This is a genomic window from Maribacter sp. MAR_2009_72 (assembly GCF_007827235.1).
Lineage (GTDB): Bacteria > Bacteroidota > Bacteroidia > Flavobacteriales > Flavobacteriaceae > Maribacter > Maribacter sedimenticola.
Map to the genome: position 1 here is coordinate 837,612 of NZ_VISB01000001.1, position 16,847 is coordinate 854,458.

Sequence of the window (16,847 nt, forward strand, 5' to 3'; positions counted from 1 at the left end):
TGCCGATAGTATTTCATTCGACTTAAAAAAAGGGGAACTTGTTGCTATTGTTGGCGTTAACGGCATTGGTAAATCTACATTATTACGCACCATAGGCGGATTTCATCCAAAGCTATCCGGTTCCATACAAATTGAAGGAATAGAATTAGCAAATATTGATTCGTTAGACTTGGCCAAAAAGGTGAGTGTAGTACTTACAGAACCTTTCGCATCAAAGAACATGTCTGTAAAAGAGTTATTGGCATTGGGAAGACAACCATATACAAATTGGTTAGGCAAATTATCTGATGATGACATGGCATTCATTACCAAAAGTGTTAAGCTATTGGAGCTAACCCCGTTTCTCGATAAAAAATGCTTTGAATTAAGCGACGGACAATTGCAACGTGTAATGATTGCTAGGGCCTTGGTTCAAGACACAAGTATTATACTTTTAGATGAACCTACTACGCATTTAGATTTATATCATAAAGTGCAGATTTTAAAACTTTTGAAATCTATAGCTCATCAAACCGAAAAAACAATTCTTTTTACGAGTCATGAAATAGAGTTAGCCATACAGTTATGTGATAAAATGTTGATATTAGACGGACTTACCAATCCTTTTGATGAACCGTGTAAACATATTGAACATAAAAATTTTGAAACCTTATTTCCTGCAGAACTGATTTCATTTGATGCCAACTCTGGTACTTTTAAAATCAAGAAATGAAGGGTTTAAAATCCATATCAATTTAGGTCTTCCCTATGTTGAATAAATCAGGATAGGTGCTTTATATTTTTAATACCTGATCCAGTATCTTTACTGTATCACATTAAACACTCATGAACGAACTATATATTTACTTCCTAATTGCTATTCTATGCCTTGCAATCGGCTATTTTCTAGGTAATTATATACAGCAATTAAAAACAACTTCTAAGCAAAGTGCCTTAGAGGAACGCGAACAGCAAATGCAAGCTAATTTATCGGTTTTACAAGAACGCCTTAAAGAGACAGAGCAACAGAAATTTTCGCTACAAACAGAAAAGGAACAGCTGGGTAACAGAATTGTACGGGCACAAGCTGATATGGAGCATTTGCACGATAAAAACCGTGAACAGAAAGAAGAGGTAGAAAAGCTCCAGGAAAAATTCACAAAGGAATTTGAAAACTTGGCCAATAAGATTCTAGAAGAAAAAAGCTTAAAATTCACGGAGCGGAACGAGAAGAATATTAAAGATATTCTAACTCCTTTAAATGATAAAATACAGCTTTTTGAAAAGAAAGTAGAAGCTAGTCAGAAAGAGAATATCAGTATTCATTCTGCACTGAGAGAACAACTTTTGAATCTTCAATCTCAAAACTTGAAAATTTCCCAAGAGGCTGAAAACTTAACTAAAGCCTTAAAAGGTGATAGTAAAATGCAAGGGAATTGGGGCGAATTGGTTCTAGAACGTGTTTTAGAAAAGTCAGGACTAGAAAAAGACCGAGAATATACGGTTCAACAAAGTTTCACTAGGGCAGATGGTAGTCGTGTACTTCCCGATGTCATCATCAATCTTCCAGATGGCAAGAAAATGATTGTAGATTCTAAAGTATCGCTTACTGATTATGAGCGTTATGTAAATGCAGATGAAGAGCTTAAGGATTCCTATTTAAAAGACCACATCAACTCATTACGTAGGCATGTTGCCCAGTTGTCCGCTAAGAAATATGAGGACCTTTATGAAATGGAAAGTCCCGATTTTGTATTGATGTTCGTTCCCATAGAACCCGCATTTGCAATCGCTATTAATCAAGATAGTTCGTTATACAATAAAGCCTTTGAGCAGAATATTATCATTGTTACCCCCTCTACCCTTTTAGCTACGTTACGTACCATAGACAGCATGTGGAATAATGAAAAACAACAACGAAATGCCATTGAAATTGCACGACAAGCAGGCGCGCTCTATGATAAGTTTGAAGGGTTTGTTGGAGATTTAATGAAAGTGGGCAAAAAAATGGATGAGGCAAAAAGTGAATATAAAGGGGCTATGAACAAACTGGTAGAAGGCCGCGGCAATATTGTAACGAGTATTCAAAAATTAAAGAAAATGGGTGCCAAGGCCAAAAAAACGATTCCGGAATCTGTTTTAAATAGAGCTTTGGAAGATGAAGACATAGATGAAGAACCAAAATTGGAATTATAAGAAACTTTAACAACTACGGTATAACATATTAAAGGTTTACTAGTAAAACTAAAATTTCAGCTATATCTTGACCCCGCATTAATTTTGTTGTTGAACAGATTTATTTAAAATATAAACCACATGAAAAAAATACTTTCACTAATAGTTTTTGGTGTTATAGCACTGGGAGCCATTTATTATGCCTTTATCTACTTTGTGTCATTTAGCGAAGGAGTGCGTTCCGGTGAATTGATCAAACTTACCCGTAAAGGCGTTATTGCAAAAACATGGGAAGGTGAGATCAGTCAAGGAATATCCGGTGCACAAATTTTTTCTTTTTCTGTTCTGGACAAGGACAAAGAGGTCATAGAAAAGTTAAAGGAATACCAAGGCCAGTACGTTAAGGTAAATTACACAGAGCGTTATGCCACTTTTTTCTGGTTGGGAGACACTAAATATTTTATTACCGATGTAGAACGTGAACAATCTCCACATTTTAGAAATTAGTTGAATTTATAATTGTTTAAAGCACATCCCCAACAGATGGAAAAGTATAAAAACGTAAAGGAATCAAGGGTATCCATAACAGAACTTATGCTACCCTCACACTCCAATTTTGGAGGCAAGGTTCATGGCGGCTATATTTTAAACTTAATGGATCAAATAGCATTTGCATGTGCATCCAAACATTCACAACAATATTGCGTTACGGCATCTGTCAATAGGGTGAATTTTCTTAATCCAATTGAAGTGGGCGAGCTGGTTACCTTAAAGGCAAGCATTAATTATACGGGCCGTACCTCAATGGTGGTTGGTGTACGCGTGGAATCTGAAAATATTACCACAGGTAAGAAAAAGCATTGTAATTCCTCTTATTTTACAATGGTTGCCAAAGGAGATGATGGCAAAAACGTTCCCGTTCCAGGACTAATCATATCCGATGATCAAGGGGTACGCCGTTTTGCAAGGAGCAAATACCGCAAATTAGAAGCCCAGGAACGTGATACCAAATTTGAATCAAAGACGTTTAACCCGCAAGCCTATATCAAGGAATTGGAAAATGAAAATATTAAGATTGATCTAAAGTAAGCAGTTTTGCCGCTGCGGCATCCAAGAACCAAACTAAATCCTTAGTCTTTGGAGATACATGACTTGCAGGGTAATCCAAATAGTCCTCTTCCCGATCAATTATAACCTTTACTTTCTCCGCCTTACTTTCTCCAGTAACCAAAAACGTTACTGTTTTAGCATTGTTGATAATCCTACCGGTCAATGAAACCCTAAGTTGACCCGATTCCGGATGCATGGCCACCTCACAATTGTCCGGTGAGACCCACAACTTTAATTCATGTGGAAATATGGATGCCGTATGCCCGTCATCTCCCATTCCAAGTATGACCAAATCAAATTGTGGCAAACCCAATTCCTTGGGCAATAGATCTTCTAAGAGTTCACCATAGCGTTTTGCCTCTTCCTTTGGATTTTCTTCACCTTTGATTCTATGGATATTTTTCTCCGGTATATTAATTTTGGACAACAAATGTTCTACCGTCATCTTATAATTGCTCTCGTCATCATCCGGTGCTACACAACGCTCATCTCCCCAATAAAAATGAATAAGGTTCCAATCTATTTTATCGGAAAATTTTTCCGCTAGGACATCAAAGACTATTTTAGGGGTACTACCACCAGATAACGCCACATGAAATGGGCTTTTAGTGGATGATTTTTCTATAAAATACTTTGAAAATTCCTCTGCAACCTTTTCTTTATTTTGATAAACTTTAATTTCCATTCTCTATACTATATTTTATAACGTATTACAGGTTTTAGCAAATTACACAGAAACCTGGGTCATCGGCTAAATTTTCACTAGGGTTGCGCCACTCCCCTAGACCCTCTATCAAATCATTGGCATTTTCCGGACCCCAAACACCTGCGGCGTATCCGTACATTTTAACATCTTTACCATTTTTCCAGTAATCCAAAATAGGATCAACAAAGGCCCATGCCGCCTCCACTTCATCTGCCCTGGCATACAAGGTGGCATCTCCTTGCATAGCGTCCAATAACAGTCGCTCGTAAGCTTCCATAACATGATTTTCGGTCAAGCTAGAATAGTAGAAATCCATATTGGCACGTTCCACTTCAAAACCTTGGCCCGGAACCTTAACACCAAATTTCAACAATATACCTTCATCTGGCTGTATCCTAATAATTAATTTATTGTCTTTATTGCTTACACCGGATTCCTTAAAAATTTGATGATGTGGTGTCTTAAAATGTATGACCACCTCTGTTACCTTTGTGGGCATACGCTTGGCCGTTCTAACATAAAAGGGTACATCTGCCCATCGCCAATTATCAACAAAAAACTTAATGGCGGCAAAGGTTTCCGTAGTTGAATCCTCGTCCACACCATCTTCTTCCCTATATCCCTTAACTTCCTCCCCTTCTATTTTAGAGGCCACGTACTGTGCCCTTATTGTATTTTCATAGAGGGTTTTTTCATCTGTCATTATCTTAAGGGACTTCAACGCCTTTAACTTCTCATTACGTATTTCCTCTGCATTGGCACTTAATGGGGGTTCCATTACGATCAAGGCTACAATCTGTAATAGATGACTTTGAAACATATCCCTTAACGCCCCACTCTTATCGTAATATCCTCCACGTTTTTCAACACCCACGCTCTCCGCATTTGTAATTTCTACGTGGTGTATGTAATTTCTGTTCCAAAGCGGCTCAAAAATACTGTTGGCAAAACGGGTAACCAATAAATTTTGAACGGTCTCCTTGCCTAAATAATGATCGATTCTAAATATTTGTCCTTCTTTAAAATAGGAATGTAGCCCTTTGTTAAGATCCTGTGCTGTTTCTAAACTATATCCAAACGGTTTCTCAACGATCAGCCTTCGCCAACCATTGGTCTGATCGTTTAATCCTTGATCGGATAAATTTTTAGCTATAGGCTCGTAAAGACTTGGTGGGGTAGATAAATAAAAGATATGGTTTCCGTTAGTGCCGTATTTTTGATCAAGGTCAGAAATGCGTTTTTCCAAACGTTCATACGAAGTATCATATTCTGAACCCAAGTCCTCATAAAATAGTTTATTGGCGAACTTTTGAATAAATTCCTCATCAAACTGCTTACGATCCTCCTCAAGATAAACACTTTCCAAAACTACCTTGTTCCTGAATTTTAGATCACCAAGGTCACTTCTACTAACACCAAGCACCACAAAGTTCTCTGGAAGATGATTGCCCTTATATAAATTAAAGATTGCGGGAATTAATTTTCTTGCGGTCAAATCTCCAGATGCTCCAAATATGATGAGCATTTGATTGTCTGTGTTCTTCATAAACGCTTTCTATACTATTTTTAGAATATATTGAAAAGAAAAGCAAATTTACGTTGCTTTGCAACTGCATTAACCATTAAAGTCAATATTTTAAATTAATTTTGAACTATACCTTATAGGGCCTAGGAATTCCTATAACAAAATAAATTCCTAAAGTGATAATTTAATTCTATAAACAACTTTTTATGTACGATTTTGGATTGGTAGGTCTTGGAGTAATGGGACGTAATTTTATTCTTAATGTTGCGGATAACGGATTCTCTGCCTTTGGGTATGATCTAGATGCCGAAAAGGTGAATTCCTTAAAAAATGAAGGAGGAAATTTAGAGCAAGTAGATGCCTCTACCAATATTAAGACCTTTGTAAAGAATCTTAAGCAGCCACGTAAAATAATGTTATTGGTACCTGCCGGAAAAGTTGTAGATGCCGTAATAGAATCATTGTTACCACATATTGACAAAGGCGATATCATCATTGATGGCGGTAATTCATTTTTTACCGATACCGACCGTAGGGAAGCTACGTTACAGAACCGGGGCATCAATTTCTTTGGGGCCGGGGTTTCAGGAGGTGCCAAAGGAGCTCGTAAGGGCCCAAGTATTATGCCCGGCGGATCCAAATCTGCCTATGAGCATATAAAGCCCATATTTGAAGCTGTATCCGCAAAATATAATGGTGAACCCTGCGTAGCTTATTTAGGTCCAAAATCTGCAGGTAATTATGTTAAAATGGTGCATAACGGTATTGAATATGGCCTAATGCAACTTACTTCCGAAATATATGATGTATTAAGAAAAGGGGGCAATCATGATAATGATGAATTACATGACATTTTCGCCAGTTGGAACGCTGGTAGGTTACAGTCTTTTCTTGTAGAAATAACCTCTGAAATCTTTAAGCAAGAGGACACACTGGTCAAAGGCCGTTTGGTTGATCAAATTTTGGATAAGGCCAAGCAGAAAGGTACGGGTAAATGGACCAGCCAAAATGCGATGGACTTGGGTATACCAGTCCCCTCTATAGATGTGGCCGTTAGTATGCGCGAGATTTCTGCATTAAAAGATGAAAGAATCAAGGCAGATGCCCTTTATGATAGACCAACCGTGCAACATATGGAAAAGGCACAATTGACCGATCTTTCAGAAAAGGCATTGTATTTCTCGTTTATTGTTACCTATGCCCAAGGATTGCACCAATTGGCAGATGCCTCTAAAGAATATGGATATCAACTGGATATTTCTGTCATTGCTAAAATATGGAGGGCCGGTTGTATTATCCGTGCAGGCCTACTAGCAGATATCACCGAAGCTTTTAAGGCGGAGCCTGCATTACCCAACCTTTTACTCTCTGCCACATTTGTGGATAAAATCAAAGATACCGTTGATGCAGCCAGGAAGTTAGTTGCCTTTGGGGCAACAAACGGTATACCGCTTCCAGGACTATCCAATTCACTTACCTATTTTGATGCCTATACCTCTAGTAAGTTACCGCTGAACCTTATTCAGGCTCAACGCGACTACTTTGGGTCTCATACCTATGAGCGACTGGACAGAGAAGGAATTTTCCATACCGAGTGGGAAGCTTAATATCACAAAATTGAAAACATCCGTATTTAAAATATTTGGATATTGTACAATGGCACTTTTGGTACATACCATGAGTTCATGTAAAGAGGTCAACCCCAAGGAACAACCTGTAGAAATTTTGGATGACCATACATTGAACAGAAGGGCAAATGCAGCCATTAGCGATTCATTATTGCGACAGGTTTATGTGCCAATCTATTCCGATATCTATAATCAGACGAGGGACACAAGGACGTTGCTTACCGCTACGTTAAGCATACGAAACACCAGTATTCGTGATAGTCTATTCGTTAGTAAAATAGATTATTATAATACTCAGGGAGATTTGGTTAGAAGTTATCTTGATGCCCCTATTTACCTTAAGCCTATGGAAACTATTGATTATGTTATAGAACAGCAGGACACCTCAGGAGGTAGCGGAGCCAATTTTATCATTGATTGGTATTCCAAGAAAAAATTAAATCCCCTGTTCCAGGCAGTAATGGTAGGTGGTCTTGGCGCACAGGCTTTTTCCTTTACAACGGAAGGTGTTGAAGTAGAGCAAGAATAGACCTTTTTTAATCTGGTATTGGCAAGTTTATTATGAACTATGACAACAAACGTTTTAAAGTTCTCACAACTTCAGAAAATGGGGAAACCGGGAATGGAACCGTTTTTCTTTATAAACAAAACGGTGCTGTACTTACTGCCACCTATTCAGGAGGCCAAATTACAACAGGACACATACTCGGTATTGTTGATGCCAACGGAACAATAGATATGCGCTATCATCAAATTAATGTGCAAGGTGAGCTCATGACAGGCATATGCCGATCAACGCCCCAAGTTCTGCCAAATGGAAAAATTAGACTTCATGAGCAATGGCGTTGGACATCAGGAGATAAATCTGAAGGGGTTTCCATTATAGAGGAGATTTAAACTTAAAACAGTACAATGCAAACGTTCCACAATAAGATTGCCCTCGTAACCGGAGGAGCTTCGGGTATTGGAGAAATCATGGTTAGATTACTCCTTGAAAGAGGTGCTACGGTCATTATATGGGACATTGACGATAGTGCTTTTACCAGGTTGCAATCTACTTACGGCACTTTGGGCTCTTTGGTGCTTATGAAGGTTGACGTTACCGATATCCAAAGTATACATGCTACGGCAAAAAACGTCTTAAACAACTTTAACGGGGTAGATTTTCTTATTAATAATGCAGGTATCATTGTAGGCAAGTATTTATCTGAACATACCGTAGCGGATATTGATAGGACCATGCAAATTAATGCCAATGCCCCTATACACGTTACCCGTGCATTTATAAATTCCATGATGGAGAGAAATACGGGTCATATATGTAATATTGCTTCGTCCGGCGGCTTATTATCTAACCCAAAAATGTCCGTATACGTAGCAAGTAAATGGTCCCTAATAGGTTTTTCCGAAAGTGTACGCCTAGAAATGGAACAATTAAACAAGAACATTAAGGTAACCACCGTAATGCCTTATTATATAGCTACCGGAATGTTTAATGGGGTACGTTCAAAAATTCCCATCTTGGAACCTGAAGCAACTGCATTGACCATCATTACCTCTATAGAGAATAACAAAAAAATGGTTACGATACCCGGTTATATGTATAGATTGATACGCTTTGCGCAAGCTGTACTACCAATAACAACTTTTGATTGGCTTACCGGCAAAGTCCTAGGGGTATATCATACCATGGACCATTTTACTGGAAGACCACCTAAAGAATAAAAGTTTTCTATTTTAATAGCTTACTGGGGGGATATCCAAATTGTTTTTTAAAGCAACGGCTAAAATATAACGGATCATTAAACCCAATTAAATTCGTAACCTCAGAAACATTGTACTTTTTTGATTTTAATAAGGACGCTGATTTTTTCAATCGTACCGTCCTAATAAATTCCGTAGGTGCCAAATCTGTCAGTTCCTTTATTTTCTGATATAATTTAGAGGAGCTCATTCCCAACTCTTGGCATAGAAAAGAAGTTGATAAATCTGATTTATCCAAATTGGAATTGATCAACTCTGTAACCTTGAGCATAAGCGACTTATCTACGGGAGAATGCGTGAGCAAGCTGACCTCACTTTCTGTTTCGGCCGCAAATTTTGCTTTAAGATCCAAACGTGTTTTAATAATATTCTCTATCATTAATTTTAACAATGACGGATCAAAAGGTTTTACCAAATAACCGTCCGCACCTGTGCCATATCCTTTGACCTTATCCTTATTATCTGACAATGCAGTCAATAATACTACGGGAATATGACTTATAAATTGATCGTTCTTTAGTTTCTCACAAAACTCGAGTCCGTTCATTACGGGCATCATTACATCGGATACACATAAGGTAGGTCTTATCTGTCTACAAAGAGTCAATGCCTGATCTCCATTTTCCGCTTCATATACTTTATAAAATCCAGACAAATAATCCACTAAATATTTTCTTAGTTCCGCATTGTCATCTATTACCAATATTTTTTGTTTTAATCCGGTATCTTGAATAATTTTTTTGGGTGCATCTTTCAATTCTTCGTTTTTGCTATGTTTTGGCAACGAAAGTTCAAACACCTCATCATCCTCATAAAATCTACGTTCTATAGGCAATTCTACCATAAATATGCTACCCTTGTCCAAATTACTTTTTACCTCAATGCTACCTTTATGGAGTTCCACCAATGATTGTACTAATGAAAGACCAATTCCTGACCCCGTGTTGTTTTGTTTAGTGGAGGTGGCTTGGTAAAACCTATTGAAAATCTTTTTCTGACTTTTCTTGGAAATACCTATCCCATTATCACTTACTTCTATATTTAATTTTCCTGTTTTTTCATTATAGCGTAAATAAAGTTCTACGTTACCAAAGTCCGGCGTAAATTTTAATGCGTTGGATAATAGATTATACAGAATTTTATCAAATTTGTCATTATCTATCCAACCATGTATATCTTCATTTTCTGTGATAAAGCTTAGTTCAATATTCTTGTTATTGGCCAATTCCTTATATGAATCGAATATATTTTTTGAATAGGCCAAAATATCCGTTTCCATTGTTTTTAGCTTAAGTTCACCACTTTGTGCTTTTCTAAAATCAAGAACCTGGTTTACTAAAGAAAACAACCTGTTTGCATTGTTATGAATTAGCTCATACCTGCTTTTTTGGTACGTTGTCACTTGCTGTGCATTATCTTCCAAAAGTTGTTTAACAGGTCCTAAAATAAGGGTCAGTGGTGTTCTGAGTTCATGTGAGATATTCGTGAAGAAACGTAATTTTTCATTGTTCAATTTAACATCATGTTCCCTATTGACCTTTTCCGTCAATAATTCTTGTTTTAATCGAATACGATTCTTAATCTCCCTCCTTACCAAATAAATTACCGAACCTAAAAGAATCAAAAATAATAGGATTGCCTTGGGGGTCATCCAAAAAGGGGGGGTAATCTCTATTTGATAAGATGCGGTCTCACTCCATTGTCCATCACCGTTTCTGGAACGAATCTTAAATATATAATCCCCTGGAAATAAATTGGTATACTGTACCGTACGGGAAAAACCTGTGGTAGTGATCCATTGATCATCAAAACCCTCTAGCATATATTCAAAACTGTTCAGCTTTTCGTTGGCAAAAGTAGGTTCTGAAAATTGCAACGAAAAATTTCGGTTATCATAGTTGAGCTCTACCTTTTTGGAAAGGTTGATATCCGATCGTAACGGAACTTGGCCGTTGACTTCCATACCAGGCGTAACTTCTTTGTTCTGTATCCTAAACGCAGTTATGACCGGTGTTGTACTAGATAGGTTCCTCTCCAATGTTTCCGTAGAAAAATGGATAATGCCACTTTTGGCGCCAAGATAAATATTCCTGCCATCTGCAGTGTAAAACCCCCCGGAGCTAAATACGTCTAATCTATTACCACTATTTACTTGATAGATATTTGCCTCATTGGTCAAAGTATTGAGTTTTGCAATACTGTTATTGTTCATATTGAGCCACAGGTTATTATCACTATCGTTCAAAATATCGGTTACCCATCTGCCCGAAAGTTCTTTATGTTTTAAGTAGGTCTGAAAACTATCTGATGTACGGTCATAATAACTAAATCCATATCTTGAGGAAGCCCAAATAATATCGTTATCGTCTTTAAGGATATCACTCACATTATTAGCATCAGGAAAGTTTATTTTTTCGTCCGAAAGTGCATCATAAACCTTAAATTCCCCAGAATCCATACTCAAACGAACAATACCTGTCTCTGTTGCGGACCATATGTCATTACCATCCTTGACCATGGTATTGATTTGAAAACCATCTAAAAATCTTTGATCATAAGGTGTTACGCTTAAATTTTCCGTATTCAAGAGTACTGCTCCCTCACCAAAAGAACTTACTAAAATAGTATTTGTGTTGAGCTGTGTAAATGCCAACACTGGCGAAGCCGTAAAACCGGTCTCAATGACTTTTGCTTTATTACGGATGTAGTCATATACCTGCACTTTGCCGTTCCATAGTCCACAATAGAAAAGCTTACCATCTACCGTATAAATACTGGCCATATCCGTACCAATGTCCAATAATGCTTCATACCCATTACCATTGGAAACAAAAAGACCGTTATTTCGTGTAGCTACAATGATCCTATCATCAAATGCTTTTGAGAATCCCCTGATTCTAGGTGCCTTGTTACCTATTAGTCTTGAGATATCCTTATTGAGCGCAAACTGATTTTCAACCGGATCATACTTGTCCAGACCATCTTCGGTGCCTATCCACAACACACCAGATTTATCAAAAAACAATGCCGATACCAAATTGTCCACCAACGATGTACCGTCCGACAAAACGGATTGGTGAAGTTCATACTTCCCTGTGGTCAAATCTTCCATTTGATGGCATACCACTACCCCATCTAAAGTCCCTAACCAATATTTGCCATCAGGGGCCCTTGCCAATGCCAAAAAATACGGTCCTAGATTATTACCTTGTTCATTTTTAGAAATAACCAAATTGTTAAAGCCATCTATTGCCAAATCTAACTTATACAGTCCCTCACGTGTTCCTATAAATAGGTCTCCCTTATGATCTTGATCTATGAAATTTATATAGGGGTTTATTTCGGTACTATTGGGAATATCCAAAGTATACCTTTTAATCTGTTGAATGGCTCCTGATGCATTTAAATAAATTTTTGCCACCCCGCCAGAGCCATAACTACCGACCCAGATATTACCTTCCTTATCTTCAAATATATCTTTAACGTAGTTAAACCCCTCTATTTCAACATGCTCAAAACTATCTTTATCAGGATACAGGATACTTAAACCCTCATTCTTAGTTCCTACCCAAATCCGTTGAAATTGATCAATATATATAGATCTGATCTCTTGATCTGGCAAGGCATCTTTTTTATTGTCCTCAGGAAGATAGGTATGGAACGTGTGGGTATCCATATTAAAACGAGTTAGTCCGCCACGGGTACCTATCCACATGGTATTGGTCCGCTCATCTATCTCAAGGGCGGTTATATCATCGTTCAACAATGTTTTTTGTCCTGGAGAAGTACTTAGATATTGTTTGAATTGATAGCCATCAAACCTATTAAGCCCGGAAAATGTACCAAACCATAGAAAACCATGTTTATCTTGGTTAATATATCTAACCGAATTATGGGAGAGCCCGTTGTTATCATTATAATGATTGAATTTCAGGTTTTGCGAACTTAATTGTAAGCTCACCAACACCATCAACATAAAACTATAACAATATTTCATTATATGTTCACTATCTATTTATTCTCATAAAATAGGCATTTAAACGCTTAACAAACAAACTTTACCTAAAGCTTTTCTAGTTGTTGCAAAAGCTCCTCATCTATAGAATTAATTGATGCATCTTTGAGGATAATCTCACTTTTATTACTTTTTGGCACCTCTAATCTTGAAAGTGTAATATTGGAGACATCATCAAATATTATGGCAGGTCTAAAATCCTCATTTTCCAAAGTAAAGATGATATTTTTCATAGTAATGCCCGTTACATGACGTACATATAGCCCATACGCAGGAAGCTCTCCAAACATGGAAAATTCTGGATAGCCTTTTACCTCTTCCTTTACTTGATTTAATCTACTCAATGGCACATAGGCCATTCCTTTGGACGCCCTGCCCGGATATCTAATCGTAATATTTTCTAATTGAACATTTTCTACATGGTACCCTTCAATACCTGTAATAGAAGATGGAAATGGATTATGAAAGAAATTTACTTCTGGTCCCCTTAAATCATAATCGATATCGGGCCTGCCAAATGGCACCTGAACATCTATATTCGTTATACTAACATCCTTGACTACACCTGGTCTGTCCCCTGATCGATGACCCAAACGTATAAATAATGCATTACCGGTATTTAAGGCCGTTATGTTATTTACCTTAACGTTTTCTATAATTCCCCCATCAACCGATTCTATGGCAATGGCCGATCTAAACGTATCAAAAACTTTTATATTCTCTATGGTTACGTTCTTGAAACCACCTAAGGATGCCGTACCAAACTTAATGGCACTGGCGCTGGACCTAATGGTGCAATTTGCAATATATATACCATCATTATAATGGTCTTTAGAATGCGATTTTAAACAAATACCGTCATCTGCAGCATCTATATTACAATTGGTTATACTAACATTTTTACAATCTACAATGTCAAAACCATCGTTGTTCCAATAGGCTCGGTTATGAATAGTGACACTGTCATACCTAACATCCGTACATTGCTCAATGGTCTGGAGCCAACTGGCGGAACTCTTTAGGGTAACATTGGAAAAATTTACATTGGTACACCTAAGTAAATTTATCAATTCTGGTCTATGCAACTCATTTGGCCGCATGCGTTTCTTGTTATATTTAGGGTCTATACGCTCCCCAATGTGGTGAAGACTATCTATGGCCAATGCCAATTTCCTCCCTTGTCCATCTATAGTTCCTTTACCGGTTATAGAGATATTACTGGCTTCCTTTGCCACGATCAGAGCCAGGTTACCCTGCTCCAATTTTTTATATTGATAGGCGTCCGTAGTGCCCAATAATATAGCACCCTCATCTAATTGTAAATGTACATTATCCTTTAGCTCAATGGTACCTGACAAATATGTACCCTTTGTTAATACAACCTTACCTCCCTTAGCTTTATGTGCCGCATCTATAGCTTGCTGTATGGCTTGCGTACTTAATTCATCTCCTTTGTCCGATGCCCCAAAATCGGTTACTTGGTACGCTTTTAAGTTTTGGAGTTGCGTTTGGCACATTGTGGTACAGTGGGTCAACAATAACAAGGTAAATACTAATGGTATATATAATGGATTCGTTTTCATTCCCGTTTAATTTGCACTGTTTTTCATATTCAATATCAACTCTCCTCCTTTTACAATATCTGAATGCCGTATGTTATAATTGGGCAATTCCGCACCATTGAATACCGGGATGTCAGAATATATATTGGATGCATTGTTATCCTTTGCCTGTATGGTAAATGTTTCTCCTTGATAATATCCAGGATGAAGTTTAATGCTAATTTTATTGAAGATAGGACTCCCTATTTGGTATTCAGGATTTTCCTCTGTGCCTCCGTTCATTTGAAATAATCCTATTTTATATAATACATTAAGGCTTCCCATTAACCCCTGATCTTCATCGCCATTATATCCTGTATTTGGTGCTAGTCCGCTAAAGGCTTTTTCAACAACCTTACGCGTCCAATATTGCGTTAAATCTGGTCTACCCAGTTTATTGAACACAAAAGGGGTTTGTATAGAAGGTTGATTACCTAGGTTTACGGGAATTCTTCTATACTCCGGATGCAGTTCACTTTCATGGGAATTTCCCGAGGTAAAATTCAGTTCCTCTGCCTTTTTAAATTGCGCGTTCAATTTGTCAACCGCATTATCCTTTCCTCCCATTAAAGCACTTAAGCCATCCATGTCATGTGGAACAAACCAGGTAGATTGGGCCGCATTAGATTCTACAAACCCGTTTTCATATACGTAGGGATCAAAATCTTTTGACCATTCCCCCTCCACATTCCTAGCCTGCATCCATCCGCTAGCAGAATTGAATACATTTTTGTAATTCTTTGAACGATTTTCAAAATATTGCCGATCTTCCTCCCTGCCAATTTTTTTGGCCAATTGAGCCAAGGTAAAATCTTGATAGGCATACTCCAAGGTTTGTCCAGATCCATCTAAATGAATACCAAATTTACCCTCTGGCAAAGGCCAAGGCACATAGCCTTTCTCCAAATAATATTTTAGCCCTCCGCCTATATCCGTATCATGTTCATAACCTGCTTTGCCCATGATCCCTCCTGGCATATGGTTTTTTTTCAGAGCAGAATAAATGGTATCCAATTGTTCGTTTACAATTCCTTTTTGAATTGCAGATACAATAAAGGGTGTTGAGGATGCGCCAGTCATTACATTGGTATAGTTGCCGCCAGATGGTCCTCTTGGTACCAGCCCACCATCTTTATAATACTGCATTAACGATTGGCTAAATTCATGCATAATATCAGGGTATACCAATCCCCAAAGGGTATTTATCGTCCATTGCGCACCCCAAAAGGAATCCGAGTTATAGTGGTTAAACTTTGGAGTTCCTTGCTCATTAAGGGGTAATTGCCCTATTCTAAACTCCTTGCCCGTATTGTCCGGATACGCCCCATTGACATCACTAATAATCCTTCTTCCCTGTAAGGCATGCCACAGATCGGTATAAAATCTTCGTTGGTCCTGATCGGAACCCCCTTCTATCTGAATACGGGACAACATTGTATTCCATTCCAACTTGGACTCGTTTACAGTTTTACTAAAGTCCCAATGGGGAAGTTCCGTAATTATATTGGTCTCCGCATTATTGATAGAGGTATATGAAATACCAACCTTCATCAACACAGGATCTTCAGTGTCGTTCAATACCACCATATAATTATTGGTCTGCTCATCCTGTTCAATAGTAGCTATGGGTGTATTGAACTTTATTTTAAAATATGTAGTCAACGGTTTTGGCCTTCTTCTGGTAGGTGTCATCACAAAACTCCCGGAAAGTTCCATATTGGAATCTTTTTGCAGGGTGCCATCAATATTTTCGTTTGGTCCCAATACGGTATTCAAATTCAATAGAACCGATCGTGACTTAGATCCTTCAGCATAGGTATATTTATGAAAACCCACCCTCTTTGTACTGGTCAATTCTGCTGTGATACCATACCGCTCTAATTCCAAATAATGATACCCCGGTGATATAATTTCCTCATTATGGTCAAAACTTGAATAAAAATCAGTAAAAATAGTGCTATCCCTTTCTGTTGTGGTTTTTATAGGCATAACGGAAAGACCGGACATTTGCCATGCATGTATATGGCTAAATCCTTTAATAGTGTCCACTTTGTAACGATAACCACTGCCCCAAGCACCATTAATTTCCGTATCTGGACTTAGGTTTACCATACCAAAAGGCCTGTTGGCAGATGAAAAGAAAAACCAACGTGAATTTTCAGTATCCAATTGTGGGTATACCAAATCTACCAGTTGTACTTCCATATCATTCTTATCCTTTTCGCAAGAGGTAAGGCACAAGGCTAGAATTATCAATTTTAAACTATCCCAGAATAACGATTTTTTCTTGTTGACCATTGGTGTGGTTTATTGATTGCTTACTTATAATTTTATATTGATTTTA

General features: G+C 37.7%; 13 protein-coding genes. 8 read left to right on the top strand and 5 right to left on the bottom strand.

Translation table 11 applies throughout. The features are described 5' to 3' along the window. The first annotated feature begins 10 nt into the window (after positions 1 to 10). From JM81_RS03620 to JM81_RS03635, 4 genes are all read left to right on the top strand, one after another. A complete protein-coding gene (locus JM81_RS03620) occupies positions 11 to 712 on the top strand; it encodes an ABC transporter ATP-binding protein (protein ID WP_315897761.1) in 702 nt (233 codons plus the stop codon). Positions 713 to 825: 113 nt separating this feature from the next. Next, complete coding sequence (gene rmuC, locus JM81_RS03625) at positions 826 to 2,175, top strand: DNA recombination protein RmuC (protein ID WP_144800720.1); 1,350 nt, start codon at positions 826 to 828, stop codon at positions 2,173 to 2,175. A gap of 120 nt (positions 2,176 to 2,295) precedes the next feature. Beyond that, positions 2,296 to 2,661: a 6-phosphogluconate dehydrogenase gene (locus JM81_RS03630; RefSeq protein ID WP_089260125.1), complete on the top strand. Its 366-nt coding sequence runs from the start codon at positions 2,296 to 2,298 to the stop codon at positions 2,659 to 2,661. A 36-nt stretch (positions 2,662 to 2,697) separates the two neighbouring features. After that, positions 2,698 to 3,243, top strand: a complete 546-nt coding sequence (locus JM81_RS03635; protein ID WP_144800721.1) for an acyl-CoA thioesterase — start codon at positions 2,698 to 2,700, stop codon at positions 3,241 to 3,243. Here the strand turns inward: JM81_RS03635 and pgl are convergent. Together pgl and zwf are read right to left on the bottom strand one after the other, a co-directional pair. Next, positions 3,224 to 3,949: a 6-phosphogluconolactonase gene (gene pgl, locus JM81_RS03640; protein WP_144800722.1), complete on the bottom strand. Its 726-nt coding sequence runs from the start codon at positions 3,947 to 3,949 to the stop codon at positions 3,224 to 3,226. The genes JM81_RS03635 and pgl overlap by 20 nt on opposite strands. Positions 3,950 to 3,983: 34 nt before the next feature. Then, the gene (zwf, locus tag JM81_RS03645) at positions 3,984 to 5,516 is read right to left on the bottom strand and encodes a glucose-6-phosphate dehydrogenase (protein ID WP_089260122.1); all 1,533 of its coding nucleotides are present in this window, start codon (positions 5,514 to 5,516) and stop codon (positions 3,984 to 3,986) included. 185 nt (positions 5,517 to 5,701) lie between these two features. Here zwf and gndA point away from each other — a divergent pair, with 185 nt between their 5' ends. The 4 genes from gndA to JM81_RS03665 are packed head-to-tail and all read left to right on the top strand — an operon-like array spanning position 5,702 to position 8,848. Next, positions 5,702 to 7,102, top strand: coding sequence for an NADP-dependent phosphogluconate dehydrogenase (gndA, locus tag JM81_RS03650; RefSeq protein WP_144800723.1), 1,401 nt, complete (start codon positions 5,702 to 5,704; stop codon positions 7,100 to 7,102). Positions 7,103 to 7,112: 10 nt separating this feature from the next. Next, positions 7,113 to 7,652: a DUF3124 domain-containing protein gene (locus JM81_RS03655; RefSeq protein ID WP_222430285.1), complete on the top strand. Its 540-nt coding sequence runs from the start codon at positions 7,113 to 7,115 to the stop codon at positions 7,650 to 7,652. A gap of 32 nt (positions 7,653 to 7,684) precedes the next feature. Next, positions 7,685 to 8,020, top strand: a complete 336-nt coding sequence (locus JM81_RS03660; protein ID WP_186435520.1) for a n-acetylglutamate synthase — start codon at positions 7,685 to 7,687, stop codon at positions 8,018 to 8,020. Between the two features lie 15 nt (positions 8,021 to 8,035). Continuing rightward, the gene (locus JM81_RS03665; RefSeq protein ID WP_144800725.1) at positions 8,036 to 8,848 is read left to right on the top strand and encodes an SDR family oxidoreductase; all 813 of its coding nucleotides are present in this window, start codon (positions 8,036 to 8,038) and stop codon (positions 8,846 to 8,848) included. 7 nt (positions 8,849 to 8,855) lie between these two features. Here the strand turns inward: JM81_RS03665 and JM81_RS03670 are convergent, their stop codons facing one another. The 3 genes from JM81_RS03670 to JM81_RS03680 all read right to left on the bottom strand — a co-directional run bounded on the left by JM81_RS03670 (position 8,856) and on the right by JM81_RS03680 (position 16,801). Next, positions 8,856 to 12,884 carry a two-component regulator propeller domain-containing protein gene (locus JM81_RS03670; RefSeq protein WP_144800726.1) on the bottom strand — a complete coding sequence of 1,343 codons (4,029 nt, stop codon included), beginning with the start codon at positions 12,882 to 12,884 and terminating at the stop codon, positions 8,856 to 8,858. A gap of 65 nt (positions 12,885 to 12,949) precedes the next feature. Then, positions 12,950 to 14,485, bottom strand: a complete 1,536-nt coding sequence (locus JM81_RS03675; protein ID WP_261374949.1) for a glycoside hydrolase family 28 protein — start codon at positions 14,483 to 14,485, stop codon at positions 12,950 to 12,952. 6 nt (positions 14,486 to 14,491) lie between these two features. After that, positions 14,492 to 16,801 carry a GH92 family glycosyl hydrolase gene (locus JM81_RS03680; RefSeq protein ID WP_144800727.1) on the bottom strand — a complete coding sequence of 770 codons (2,310 nt, stop codon included), beginning with the start codon at positions 16,799 to 16,801 and terminating at the stop codon, positions 14,492 to 14,494. Positions 16,802 to 16,847 lie beyond the last annotated feature (46 nt).